Annotated in this window: 11 protein-coding genes; 4 read left to right on the top strand and 7 right to left on the bottom strand. The window is 65.0% G+C overall.

Annotation, left to right across the window (positions count from 1 at the left end; translation table 11 throughout):
* Nucleotides 1-56: 56 nt before the first annotated feature.
* Nucleotides 57-1,244, top strand: coding sequence for a CaiB/BaiF CoA transferase family protein (locus MP11Mi_RS15215; protein ID WP_420039720.1), 1,188 nt, complete (start codon nt 57-59; stop codon nt 1,242-1,244).
* Here the strand turns inward: MP11Mi_RS15215 and MP11Mi_RS15210 are convergent.
* The 3 genes from MP11Mi_RS15210 to MP11Mi_RS15200 form a co-directional block, all read right to left on the bottom strand.
* Nucleotides 1,190-2,455, bottom strand: coding sequence for an MFS transporter (locus tag MP11Mi_RS15210; RefSeq protein WP_420712886.1), 1,266 nt, complete (start codon nt 2,453-2,455; stop codon nt 1,190-1,192). The two genes, MP11Mi_RS15215 and MP11Mi_RS15210, sit on opposite strands and share 55 nt — an antisense overlap.
* Nucleotides 2,456-2,558: 103 nt before the next feature.
* Nucleotides 2,559-3,371 carry an ABC transporter ATP-binding protein gene (locus tag MP11Mi_RS15205; RefSeq protein ID WP_420039718.1) on the bottom strand — a complete coding sequence of 271 codons (813 nt, stop codon included), beginning with the start codon at nt 3,369-3,371 and terminating at the stop codon, nt 2,559-2,561.
* Entirely contained in the window at nt 3,368-4,039 is a 672-nt protein-coding gene (locus MP11Mi_RS15200; RefSeq protein WP_420039717.1) for a FadR/GntR family transcriptional regulator, read from the bottom strand. Before MP11Mi_RS15200 ends, MP11Mi_RS15205 begins: the two co-directional genes overlap by 4 nt.
* Nucleotides 4,040-4,244: 205 nt before the next feature.
* On the opposite strand from MP11Mi_RS15200, the gene MP11Mi_RS15195 reads away from it, so the two are divergent.
* Entirely contained in the window at nt 4,245-5,753 is a 1,509-nt protein-coding gene (locus MP11Mi_RS15195) for a 2-isopropylmalate synthase (protein ID WP_459076870.1), read from the top strand.
* Here MP11Mi_RS15195 and MP11Mi_RS15190 read toward each other — a convergent pair.
* Nucleotides 5,711-6,169, bottom strand: coding sequence for a MarR family winged helix-turn-helix transcriptional regulator (locus MP11Mi_RS15190; protein WP_420039715.1), 459 nt, complete (start codon nt 6,167-6,169; stop codon nt 5,711-5,713). The genes MP11Mi_RS15195 and MP11Mi_RS15190 overlap by 43 nt on opposite strands.
* A gap of 152 nt (nt 6,170-6,321) precedes the next feature.
* On the opposite strand from MP11Mi_RS15190, the gene MP11Mi_RS15185 reads away from it, so the two are divergent.
* Nucleotides 6,322-7,803 (top strand): MFS transporter, encoded by a 1,482-nt coding sequence (locus MP11Mi_RS15185; RefSeq protein WP_420712801.1) that lies wholly within the window; start codon nt 6,322-6,324, stop codon nt 7,801-7,803.
* A 9-nt stretch (nt 7,804-7,812) separates the two neighbouring features.
* On the opposite strand, the gene MP11Mi_RS15180 is transcribed toward MP11Mi_RS15185, so the two are convergent.
* The gene (locus tag MP11Mi_RS15180; protein ID WP_420039714.1) at nt 7,813-8,814 is read right to left on the bottom strand and encodes a glutathione S-transferase family protein; all 1,002 of its coding nucleotides are present in this window, start codon (nt 8,812-8,814) and stop codon (nt 7,813-7,815) included.
* A gap of 30 nt (nt 8,815-8,844) precedes the next feature.
* A complete protein-coding gene (locus tag MP11Mi_RS15175; protein ID WP_420039713.1) occupies nt 8,845-9,450 on the bottom strand; it encodes a hypothetical protein in 606 nt (201 codons plus the stop codon).
* A gap of 347 nt (nt 9,451-9,797) precedes the next feature.
* On the opposite strand from MP11Mi_RS15175, the gene MP11Mi_RS15170 reads away from it, so the two are divergent.
* Nucleotides 9,798-12,104, top strand: a complete 2,307-nt coding sequence (locus MP11Mi_RS15170) for an FUSC family protein (protein WP_420039712.1) — start codon at nt 9,798-9,800, stop codon at nt 12,102-12,104.
* A 107-nt stretch (nt 12,105-12,211) separates the two neighbouring features.
* Here the strand turns inward: MP11Mi_RS15170 and MP11Mi_RS15165 are convergent, their stop codons facing one another.
* Nucleotides 12,212-12,718, bottom strand: a complete 507-nt coding sequence (locus MP11Mi_RS15165; RefSeq protein ID WP_420039711.1) for a M15 family metallopeptidase — start codon at nt 12,716-12,718, stop codon at nt 12,212-12,214.
* Nucleotides 12,719-12,725: the final 7 nt, after the last annotated feature.

Below are 12,725 nucleotides of genomic sequence, written 5' to 3'. Positions count from 1 at the left end.
GTCAACAGATCATCGGGCCTCAGGACCCACCAGAATCAGCAGACAGGAGCAGCGCGGTGACCGATCTTCCTCTCGACGGCGTCACAGTCGTCGCGTTGGAGCACGCCGTCGCAGCCCCCTTGGCGACCCGACACCTCGCCGACTTGGGCGCTCGGGTCATCAAGCTGGAGCGGGTCGGTGAAGGCGATTTCGCCCGGAACTACGATCATGCCGTCGACGGCATGGCCAGCCATTTCGTGTGGCTCAATCGCGGAAAGGAGTCGATCGCACTCGACCTCAAGTCGCCCGATGGCGTCGCGGTCGCGCGTGGGCTCATCGAGTTCGCGGACGTCTTCGTTCAGAACTCGGCCCCGGGAGCGGCCGCCCGATTGGGCCTGGATCCCGCCGACCTGGCGGCGGCCGACCCGACGCTGATCACGGCGAGCATCAGCGGATACGGCGACGACGGCCCCTACCGGGACCGGAAGGCATACGACCTCCTGATCCAGGCCGAGACGGGTCTCGTCTCACTGACCGGGACCCCGGACGCCGCGAGCAAAACCGGGGTGCCGTCGTCCGACATCGCCGCAGGTCTCTACCTCGCCCAATCGGTGCTCGCCGCCCTGTTCAGGAAGGCGCGAACCGGGCGCGGCGCAGTACTCGACGTGTCGATGTTCGATGCGACCGCCGAGTGGATCGGGCATCCCATGTACGTCCAGATGCATACCGGCCGACAGGTTGCGCGGCACGGTCTCGGGCACGCCAGCATCGTGCCGTACGACTCCTATCCGACGACCGACGGTCGCCTACTGATCGGCGTGCAGAACGATCGCGGCTGGCAGTCTCTGATGGCCGACGTCTTCGGTCGGCCCGATGTCGCCGACGATCCTCGGTTCGCGTCGAACACCGACCGGGTGACGCACCGCGCGGAATGCGACATCGCGGTGGCGGCGGAAACCGCCCGATTCGCCGGGGCCGACCTCGCCGCCCGTCTGAACGCGGCCGGGGTGCCGTCCGCGGAGGTCAACGACATAGCAGGTTTGGTGAACCATCCGCAGCTGTCCGAACGGGACCGTTGGCGCACTGTGCAGACTCCGGTGGGTCCGGTGCAAGGGCTCCTGCCGCCGATGGGGTTCGCCGACGTCGAACTCCCAATGGGTGACGTGCCCGCGCTCGGCGCGCACAGTAGGTCACTGCTCGCCGAACTGGGTTACGACGCGGCGGAGTCCGAGCGGCTCGTCTCCGACGGTGTCGTCGGCGTCTGACGTTCATGCTCACCGCGGCGAGCGATCATCGCCCGGACGACGAGGACGACGATGACGATGGTCGCCGCCTGAAGGAGCGCTCCGCCGACCATCGGGGCACGCGGCCCGAAGTGGTCGGCAAGCAGCCCGAGTAGCGGCGATCCGATCGGTGTGCCGCCCATGAGCAGCGTCATGTAGAGCGCCATGACACGACCGCGAACTTGCGGGTCGACGCTGGTCTGCACGTACATATTGGTGGCGGTGAGCGTGACGAGCGCGGCGAGCCCGAGCAGCGGCAGGCAGACGGCGTACACGTAGGCGGTCGGTGCGAGGCCGGAGATGCCGAGGAACACGGCGAACACGGACGCGGACACCACCACAAACCGCAGGCTGGGCGCGGCCCTGCGGCGGGCAGCGAGCAGAGCACCGAACAACGATCCGATACCCATCACCGAGCCGAGCACACCGTAGGCGGTGGCTCCGAGGCCGAACTCGTTGCGGGCCATCAGCACGTTGGTCATTTGAAAGTTCATTCCCCACGTACCGACTGCGAATCCGACGCCGAGCGCGACCACCAAGTCGGATCGCTGCGTGACATATCGGAAGCCTTCGCGCAGTTGGCCTTTCGCGCGCGGTAGCCGTTCGCTGCGGACAAGCCTCGCCTCGTCGAGGAGCATCAGAGCGATGAGGAACGCGATATAGCTGACCCCGTTGGTGAGGATCGCCCACCCGCTGCCGAATGCCGCGATGATCAGGCCTGCAACGCCGGGGCCGATGAGACGGGCGGCGTTGAACGCGGAGCTGTTGAGTCCGATCGCGTTGGTGAGTCGCTCGGCACCGACCATCTCGGAGACGAACGACTGGCGGGCGGGGACATCGAGCGCAGAACCCATGCCGAACACGAATGCGAGCAGATACACGTGCCCGGTCGAAGCGGATCCGGTCACCGCGAGGAGGCCGAGGACCACCGACGAGACCGCCATCCACGACTGGGTGAAGATCAGGAGCCTGCGCTTGTCGAAGCGGTCGGCGAGCAGTCCGCCGACCGGCGAGAGCGCCAGCGCGGGCAAGAATTGGAGGGCGGTGGTGATACCGACGGCAACTGGCGAGTTGTCGGACAGTTGCAGCACCAACCAGTCCTGGGCGACTCGCTGCACCCAGGTGCCGATATTGGAGACGAACGCACCGGCGACGTAGGTGCGGAAGTTCGGTTCGGCGAGGGAGGCGAACATCGTCGAACCGTTACTTCGCTGCCTCGTCACCCGTGCGCTCTCCTTCACCGCCGAACCCGCCTGAATCATCAGTCCAGACTGTTCAACCCTAGCGCCCCTTACCCTATTCCCCGCCGCGCGCGACCGCCGTCCGCCTGATGGCGCGGGCACTCCAGCGTCCGTACTCGTGCCCGACCGCGATCGGATGCTCGAACGCGTCGCTGATCACCTCGGTGGTCACGACATCGCGCACGAGGCCCGATGCGACGACGGCGCCATGGGCGATCACCATCGCATGGCTGGTCGTCTCGGGCAGCTCTTCGAGATGATGGGTCACCAGGATCGACGCGACCTCTGGAGATGTCTGAGCGAGGGAGTCGATGGTCTCGAGCAATTGTTCGCGAGCAGCGACGTCGAGTCCCGTCGTCGGTTCGTCGAGAAGCAGCAGGTCCGGTTCGGGCGCGAGCGCCCGCGCGAGAAGTGCACGACCACGCTCGCCCTGCGATAAGTCGGGCCACCGGTAGTCCGATCCGTCAGCAAGGCCGACCTCGGCGATGACCGCACGCGCGCGATCCAATTGCACCGCGCTCGGCTCCCAGCGCATCGCGGTATCGATCGTGCCGGTGAAGCCGGTGAGGACGACGTCGAGCACGGACAGCGGCGAACGCAGCGGGTGTCGCGGGTTGACGTGTCCGATGTGACGGCGTAATTCCTGCATGTCGACGCGGCCGAGTCGCTTACCGAGTACGTCGACGGTCCCCGAGGTCGGATGTGTCTGCGCCGCACAGAATCCCACAATCGTCGTCTTTCCTGCGCCATTGGGTCCGAGTAGCGTCCAGTGTTCGCCAGCGCGAACAGTCAGATCGATTCCGTGCAGGATCTCCCGCCCGTTACGACGGAACGTGACGGCCTCGAGCCTCAAGACGGCATTGGTCATGCAAGCTTCTCCTTCATATCCGCGAGGTGCGTACGGCTGGCGCGGGAGGCAGCGTCAGGTCTGCGGTCTGCGACGGCCTCGGCCAGTTCTGCGTGCGCGTCGTGGTCGGCGGTGCCGCCGTACTCGCCGCGGATCGCGAGCATGTCGATCATCGCCTCTCGCATACGCGGTGTGGACAGGTCGAAGAGATCGGTGAGAATCTCATTCCCGGCGGCGATGACGATGGCCCGATGGAAGTCGAGATCGGCGTCGACGTGGGCGGACGCCGATTCGACGGCGTCCGCGCGTGCTGCGAGCGCTTTACCGATCGCTCGCAGTTGGGCGGGCGTCCGCCGCTGTGCCGCCAGAGCCGCCGCTTCGGTCTCGACTGCGATACGTGCCTCGATAACCGTGACGATCGATGCGCGACTCATCATGCCCGCCCGGTCGTGGGGCGCGTCGAGGGCCGCGACGAAGACCCCGGCACCCTGACGTGTGGTCAGCACCCCCCGACCGGCGAGTTGCCGGATGGCCTCGCGAACCGTGGAGCGTCCGACACCCAACTGTGGGGCAAGAGTCGTCTCGCCGGGCAGCTTTGCACCGAGCTTCCACTCGCCGTCACGGATCCGATCGAGCAGCAGCGCCGCCGCCTGATCGGCCAACGGCACCCTCTGCACACGCTCCGCCATCCCCAACCTCTCTACTTGTCTGAGTACTTCTGCTACATTCTAGGGCATGCGACAGCAGTTCCTCCTCCTTCTCCGCCGCGGCGAGTCCTGAACCGAGAGATCGGCGACTCGACGCGGCCCCTTCCGCACGCCGATCTCCGCACACCAGTTCTGACCAAGGATCACCGCCATGACCACCCCCTGGAACAACCAACGCTCGTCCGGCATGCCGTCGCACAAGTACCGCGACATCTACCACCGGGTGAACATTCCCGCGACGGTGCGCACCTGGCCGTCGAACACGATCGACAGCGCGCCACAGTGGGTGCCAGTCGACCTGCGCGACGGCAATCAAGCACTGCCCGAACCGATGGACCCCACGCGTAAACGCGCGTTCTTCGACATGATGGTCGACATCGGCTACACGGAGATCGAGATCGGCTACCCGTCCGCGTCGGCGACCGACTTCGACTTCGTCCGTCTGCTCATCGAACAGGATCTCATCCCCGACGACGTCACGATCGTCGTCTTCACGCCCGCACGTCGCGATCTCATCGAACGGACGATCGCCTCGATCGACGGAGCCCGTGGCGACGTCGTGATCCACCTGTACACGGCCACCGCACCCGTGTGGCGCGACGTGGTGCTCGGCCGCGACCGCGGCGATCTGCTGGAACTGATCACATCGGGCGGCCGCGACGTCCTCGAGTTCGCGGGCGACCGGGACAATGTCCGATTCGAGTTCTCCCCGGAAGTATTCAACCTCACCGAACCCGATTTCGCGCTCGACGTGTGCGACGCGATGACGGAACTGTGGGAGGCTTCGCCCGACCGTCCGGTGATCCTGAACCTCCCCGCAACGGTCGAAGTGGCGACGCCGAACGTGTATGCCGACCAGATCGAGTTCATGCACCGGAATCTGGCACGCCGCGATTCGGTGATCCTCTCGGTGCATCCGCACAACGACCGCGGAACCGGGATCGCGTGTGCCGAACTCGCCGTACTGGCCGGCGCGCAGCGTGTGGAAGGCTGCATCTTCGGCAACGGCGAGCGAACCGGCAACGTAGATATCGCGACGCTTGCACTCAACCTGCACGCACAAGGGGTCGACCCGATGATCGACTTCTCCGACATCGATCGTGTTCGACGCGTCGTCGAACACGCCACCGGCATCGAGGTGCATCCACGCCACCCGTACGTCGGGGACCTCGTGCACACAGCGTTCAGCGGCACCCATCAAGACGCGATACGCAAGGGTTTCGCGGCACGCCGCGCGGACACCCTCGCGACTGCCGGCAGCTGGGAGGTCCCGTATCTGCCGATCGATCCGGCGGATATCGGCCGCTCCTACGACGCGGTAATCCGGGTGAATTCACAGTCAGGCAAGGGCGGCATCGGATATCTGCTCGACAGCGCGTACGGACTGCGGTTACCGCGCCGGCTGGAGATCGACTTCGCAGGCGTCGTCCAACGTCACGCCGACGACACCGGCGTCGAGATGGATGCCGCTCTGCTGTGGACATTGTTCTGCAAGGCGTACACCCGCACCGACGACACGAGCGAGAAGACCGTGATCGAGGAGTACGCCGCTACGGTGACCGCCGACGGCGTCACGAGCGGACTGCATCTCACTCGGTGGGAGCAGGAGGGTGAGCGCGGGTGGACGTGCAGCGTCGACGGCACGTCCGATCGTCAGAGTTTGTCGTCGGCGTGCCTGTCGAAGGCGTCGTTGTAGGCACTCAACTCCTTCAAGAGCCCTTCCGGGGTTCCCGGTGCGAGATCGGCCAGGATCGCTTCGAGGCGTCGAGCGCGTCGAAGTCCGTCATGCAGGTAGGCGGCGCGCCCCTCGTCCGTCGGGCGGTATAGACGGCTGATCTGCCCGGGAACCTCGAAGCGCTCGATGTAGCCGTGCTTCACCGCGGTATTGACCTGCCGGTTCACCGTTGACTGCTCCAGGCACAGTTCGTCGGCTAGTTCACGCAGCGTCCGAGCGCTACCGTCATCGAACAGCCAGAGGATCGAGAACGCGGACACGTCGAGGATCGCTCCGTCGTCGACTGCGTTTCGTCGTCGACGAAACCGCAGTAGTTCATCGACGAGGCCCTGGTACAACGGCGACGACAGAACAGGATCGTCCGATTCCGAAGGCACGCGATCGATTCCTTTCGAGCAGGGTGGACGGCCGGTGAACACGGCTCGCCAAGCGAGTATTCCACGACGTCCGATTTTGAATATGCATCATACATATGTAGCGTCCATACGCACACTCGTGCACGGCCTGACTACTGAAGGAATCACACCGAATGTCATCGGAAAACGACGCTGGCGAGCGTATGACGCTCCCGACACCGGACCGACCCGCCGGCTCGCCGATGGTCACCGTCATCGTGCTCTGCCTCGGCGGCCTGGTCGCGTCGCTCATGCAGACGCTGATCATCCCGATCCAGCCGCAGCTGCCCGAACTCCTCGGCACCTCCGTGAGCAATGCGTCGTGGATCATCACCGCCACACTGCTCGGCGGTGCCGTTGCCATGCCGGTCGCGGGCCGCCTCGGCGACATGTTCGGCAAACGCCGGATCCTCCTGTACAGCGCGCTGCTCCTCGCGATCGGCTCGCTGATCCCGGCACTGTCGTCATCGCTCATCCCGGTGATCGGCGGCCGCGCATTGCAGGGACTTGCGATGGGCTTCATCCCGGTCGGCATCAGCCTGATGCGCGAGGTGACCCCGCCCAAGATGACGGCCTTCGCCGTGTCGGCAATGAGCGCGACGCTCGGTGTCGGCGGTGCTATCGGTATGCCGCTGTCGGCATTCATCGCGGAGAAATTCGACTGGCACATGCTGTTCTGGGTGTCAGTCGTGTTGGCGTTGGTCATCGTCGCTCTGGTGTTCTTCGCTGTTCCCGCGGTCCAGGATGCCGTCGGCGGACGGTTCGACTTCATCGGCACCATCGGACTCGCAATCGGCCTGTCGAGCGTGCTGGTCGCTGTCACGAAGGGCAATGACTGGGGCTGGACTTCAGGCACAACGCTCGGCTTCCTCCTCGGCGGCTTCGCGGTCCTCATCCTCTGGGGTCTCTTCGAGCTTCGCACCTCCAGCCCTCTCGTCGATCTGCGGACCTCGGCTCGCCCGTCCGTGTTGCTGACGAACATCGCCGCGGTCGCGATCGGCTTCGGCATGATGGCGCAGGCCGTTGTCATCCCGATGCTCATGGAACTGCCCGAGGAGACCGGCGGCATGGGGCAGTCGATCCTGCATGCGGGCCTCTGGATGGCACCAGGCGGCTTGATGATGATGGTGTTCGCGCCCGTGTCGGGCTACCTAATGAATTCGATCGGGGCCAAGTTCACCCTCGCGATCGGCGCCACGGTCCTCGGCCTCGGCTATCTGTGCGGGTTCGTTCTGATGAACGCGCCGTGGCAGCTCGCGCTCGCCTCGCTCATCGCCTCCGCAGGCGTCGGCATCGGCTACGCCGCTATGCCGACCCTCATCATGGGCTCCGTCCCGGTTACCGAGGCAGGCGCGGCGGTCGGCCTCAACGGCCTCATGCGCTCCGTCGGCACCACGACCTCGTCGGCGATCATGGCGGTCATCATGACCAGCGCAACCGTCACACACGGTGGCATCGCGGTCCCGTCACATTCGGCGTTCGAGACGTGCTTCCTCGTCGGCGCGATCGCCGCGTTCGTCGGCGTCGCCATCACCCTCCTGATCCCGTCGGTCAAGAAGAAGATGGCGAGCACCGACGTGGACACGGCCGCTCCCGTACAGGCGGCGATGCGCTGAGGGCGCGCCCTACAAGGCTGCCGGGGCGGTTCCCTTCCCAAATGGGGAACCGCCCAGCAGCTCTCGGCCGTGCGCGGTGTTCCAGTTCGCGAGGTCGGGCCCCTTCGGGACGATGCCGGACGGGTTGATGTCCCGGTGAACCTCGTAGTAGTGACTCTTAATGTGGGCGAAGTTCGTCGAGTCGCCGAACCCGGGCGTCTGGTAGAGGTCGCGGGCGTACGCCCACAGCACCGGCATCTCCGACAGCTTCTCTCGATTGCATTTGAAGTGCCCGTGGTAGACGGGATCGAAGCGTGCGAGCGTCGTGTACAGGCGCACGTCGGCCTCGGTGATGGTGTCACCGACGAGGTACCGCTGATCTTTGAGTCGTTCGCTCAACCAGTCCAAACGGGAGAACAACTGATCGTAGGCGGCGTCGTACGACTCCTGTGACCCCGCGAAGCCGCAGCGGTAGACCCCGTTGTTCACGTCGCGGTAGACGTGAGCGTTCACCTCGTCGATCTCGGCACGCAAGTCTTCGGGATACAGGTCTGGGGCTCCGGACCGATGAAAGTCGACCCACTCCTGTTCGAAGTCGAGGGTGATCTGCGGGAAATTGTTGGTCACCACCGCACCGGACGGGATGTCAACGATCGCCGGGACGGTGATGCCTTTCTCGTATCCGGGGATCCGCGCGAAGTACGCCTGCTGCAGGTGCGAGATGCCCAGGACGGGGTCCACTTCGCCGGGGTCGAGGTCGAAGGTCCACGACCGCTTGTCGTGGGTCGGTCCGCACACCCCCATACTGATCGCGTCCTCCAGCCCCAATAGGCGGCGGACGATGATTGTCCGATTGGCCCAGGGGCACGCGTAGGAGACGACGAGCCGGTACCGGCCAGCCTGCACCGGATACCCGTCGGAGCCGTCGCGCGTGATCCGCGTCTCGATGTAGCGGGTGTCTCGTTCGTACGGCTGGTTCACTGTCACGTAGCTGTCGTTCTCGCCGCTGCCATTGTCGCCGTTCTCGCTCACTTCTGCCTCCTGCTTGTCGTGTTGCTCGCGTCAGATGCCTTCGAACGCTTTGCCGAGTTCGACGTCGACGTCGATAAGCCGCGCCTGTCTGATCTCCGGCTTGTCTACTTCGTCGGCGACGAAGCGCGCGATGACCCGGCGGATCTCGTCGTCCACCTGTGCCAGGTTGCGAATGATCGATCCGCGCATGTTGTACGAGGAGACATCGACGATCACGTCGCGGGGCTTGGGGGGTTGCACTTCGATTCGCAGTTGTAGCGGTTCGGCGCACCGCACGGTCAGTGGCAACGTCACGACGCCTTCCACGTCGTATCGGATCCGGTCGACCTTCAAGTCAACGAGGAGCGCGATCCGTAATGGCAGTTTGACGGTGAAGGCGATCGTGTCGCCGATTGTCCGCAGAATCTCGGGCTCGGCGATCTCGACGTCCGCGCGGACCTTCGCGACTCCGGCCGGGCCGACCACCATCGGGCCGACCTGAAACTGTTCGCCAGCCACCGCCGCGAATGCTGTTCCGATCCGAGCCTCGGTGACGGCGACCTCGAAGAAGCGGCGGCCGAACTCCTCGTACGTCAGATATCGGCGCCCGTCGTCGGTCGTCGACTCGCCGGTCGCGGCCCCCTCGTTGTCTGCCACGCATCCATCGTGGCCTACGGGAATCGAATCGGCCAGTGTCGCGTGCTGTAAGTGCTCAAATACTCCCGAAGCTGGGGCGACCAGTTCTGTCGAATTTTCCGATCTCGCTTGGTTCTTCGTAACGGCGACGAACTCGATCGGATTCTGCGTCGACCTCAGCGCGAGCTTCACAGTCGGGCGAACCGTGAAAATGATATCTTCAGCCCCGGCGTGCTGCGATCGCGAAGCCGCGCGCGCCGATCGACGTTCGGTATTTGACAGGTGGTCGCCACCGGTCGTCTTCTATCAGTGCGGAGTGTGCGCTTGTGTTTGAGAGGGTGCCTCGGCGGACTCGTCGGCGAGGATCGTTGGCCGAGGACGGAATCGCTGAACACGCATCCGGCGCGACGACGAGCGCGGACCTGAAGCCTGCGGCGTCGGCGAGCAATCGCCCGGTGGGCAAAGCGACCCGGTCAGCAGTCGTCGTCACCTCCGTGGCAGTAGTGATGAATCTAGTACTAGACGTCGGCACCAGCGGCTTCTACGCCACCTTCGGCGTCTTCATCCTGCTGGTCCTCTCGGACTTCCAAGGGCCGCTGCGCAGTAGATTCTTGGCGTACGTCCTGACGGGCGCCACCGGTCTTGTGCTGATCGCGATCGGCACGGTGGTGCAGCCTCACCTCGCGGCAAAGCTGGTCGTCACGCTGGTGGTGGTCCTCGCACTGGCCTACGTGACAGTGCTGCGCGGGTATGTCCGGTCCGCTTATCTCTCATTGCTATTGCCGTTCATCGTCGCGGTCACTACTGAAGCGCCGCTGGACGGCCTTTCAGTCAGCGTGGCGTGCTACGCCGCAGGGGTCACAGTGGCGGCAGTCTCCGCTGTCCTGCTCTGGCCAAACCGCGAGACCCCAGCCGTCCAGCGCGCGATCGCCGCAACACTTACCGCATCGGCAAAGATGATCGCGGGATCGCCTCCTATGAGACCGGGGGCCACTGCGGATCAGGTCACGGCGCTAATGGGCGATGTAGCGGCAGCGAACGAAGCCCTCGGCGCGGTCTTCCGCGGCAAGCTCGCCCGACCGGGGAACCTCACCACGCAGGAGCGCGGGCTCGTCCAATTGGTCGACGACGCGCAGCGGCTGCGCTACTCGATCCGCTGGCTGTCCGGCAAGGCGACGGAGTCGACTCCGGTGGACAGCGACCTATTGTGTGCTACCCACGACACCTTGATGGCCTGCGCTGAAGCCTTGAACACCGGCAAACTATTGCCCGAGGCGGTGTCCGCGACGTTGGACCGCGCACGCGCCGAACATATTGCGAAATATCCGGACCTCGCCGATCTGCTCGTATCGGAGGGGAAGATCACCGAACTCATCGAGACGGCGAACGCGAGTTTCTACGCGCGCTTGACGTCGTTTCTGACGGCGATGGCGGTTCGACACACACGCTTCGCACTCGGGCAGGGCGCACGCGAGCGAGTGGCTGACCTCTCCAGGGAGGACCTGGTCACCGACATTTCAAGAATCGACGGCGCCTCAGATCCGGTCCCATTGCTACGTTCCAACCTGACTCTGGCCTCACCGTGGCTACGTCAGGCGATCCGGACCGCCGTCGCCGTCACCGTCGCCGTGTTGATCATCGACCTGATGCACTTGCAGACCGGATTCTGGGTGATTTTAGGTATCGCGGCGTCACTGCAGCTCACTGCAGTCGGTTCCCGCAAATCCGCGCTCTGGGTGGCAGTCGGCACCGTCCTCGGGTTCGTCGTCTGCGCGGGCCTTGTCGCGCTGATCGGGAAAAACATGTCTGCGCTCATCTGCTTACTGCCGTTCGTCGCCTTCTTGACGGTTTGGAGCCCTTCCGGCAAGTACGCGATTGTGGCCAAGCAGGCCGGCTTCACCGTCTGGTTCGTCATGCTTGTCTCCCTTGCCGGTCACGAGATGTCGCTGGCGGTCGGCGACCGGCGGCTGATAGACGTGGGAGTCGGTCTGGCCGTGAGCCTGGTCATCACCGCCGTCTTATGGCCGCACGGTGTGGCCGATCGGGTCCGCGGCGTGCTCGACGAGTCGGTCCGCAGCACCGCCGACTATGTGGCCGCTGCGTACACCTACGTCACGTCGACCATGGCGGACAGTGACGAGGAAGCCGTCAAACAGTCGGCGCAGATTGCCGTAGTAGCCCGAGCTCGGGGAGCGGACGCGTTCGATGTAGCGCTCAGCGAGGGCGGGGCCGACGGTGCCGACGCTGCTGCGTGGGAGACCGTCGCCAACGCCGTCGACCACGCCTTCGTTACTGCGACCATGGTCAGCGAATTACGAAGTTACGGTCTGGCACCACTGCCAGACGAGACGGCAGGCGCTCAGTTGCGGGCAGCTTCGACTCTAATCGCCGGCCAGTTCGCAGACGCCATCGACAACGAACACGATCGACCGCACCACCAGGCCGACTCGGCCACCGACGCCGCAGCCATCTATGCCGCGAACGCCGAGACCGCGGCAATCGAGACAACTATTCGAAGCTGGGGCGGTAGGACTGGCGACCTCGAATATGCGATAGACGGCACACCGTTCGCTATGTCGTACGGTAGGGCCGGGACATCGCTCCTGTGGGCACAGGATTGGCTCCTTTATTTCCAATGGATGGCAGTCCACTCAGGCGCCCGGCCCCGCCGGTAGTCTGGCATAGACATGGCTTCCTTTCCTGGACCATGTCCGCCAGCGAAATCCCCGCAGATGCCCGACCAGTTGCGCAACGCGTGAAACGCTACGTTCGCGACACCCACCTAACGTCGGTGGCTCGCGTCGGGGATTCTCGGCGGACACGCGGCGCCGGGAAGGGTCGCGAACTCGAAGTGCCACCATTCGTTGTCGAATGAGCGGCACAGGCCGTACCGGTTGCCGTTGCGCTGCAGCCACGCAGCGGCCGCGCGCGGCCCCACATCAATCGCATGACCGGTGACGTGCGTCGACTGATTCGGAGGCAGCACCCACCGGCGGGCCTGCGCGGCGCTGCCGTAGTCGCGGATCCCCTGCTGCCACAACTGGTTCTGCGCGGCACGGGAGCGTTTGCCCGACGTGATGCGCATGGGGACGCCTGCCCGCTGCGCATCATGGCGCGCGAGTGTGTAGGCAACCGCAAGTTCCGGGGTCAGCCCACCGGTGCCCGCTGCCATCGGCACGCCGAGAATGCGTGCAGGCGGCGCGCCAGTCGCCTGCCCTGCCACAAGTCCTCCCGCGACCAGCGAGACGATGACTGCCATGACTGTCACGACGACTGCCCGAATCCGCATGGACCGA

Origin of the sequence: Gordonia abscondita, from assembly GCF_032711245.1 — a bacterium.
Taxonomy (GTDB): Bacteria; Actinomycetota; Actinomycetes; order Mycobacteriales; family Mycobacteriaceae; genus Gordonia.
The sequence above is the reverse complement of the archived record's forward strand: the minus strand, read 5'-3'. Positions and strand labels throughout refer to the sequence as shown.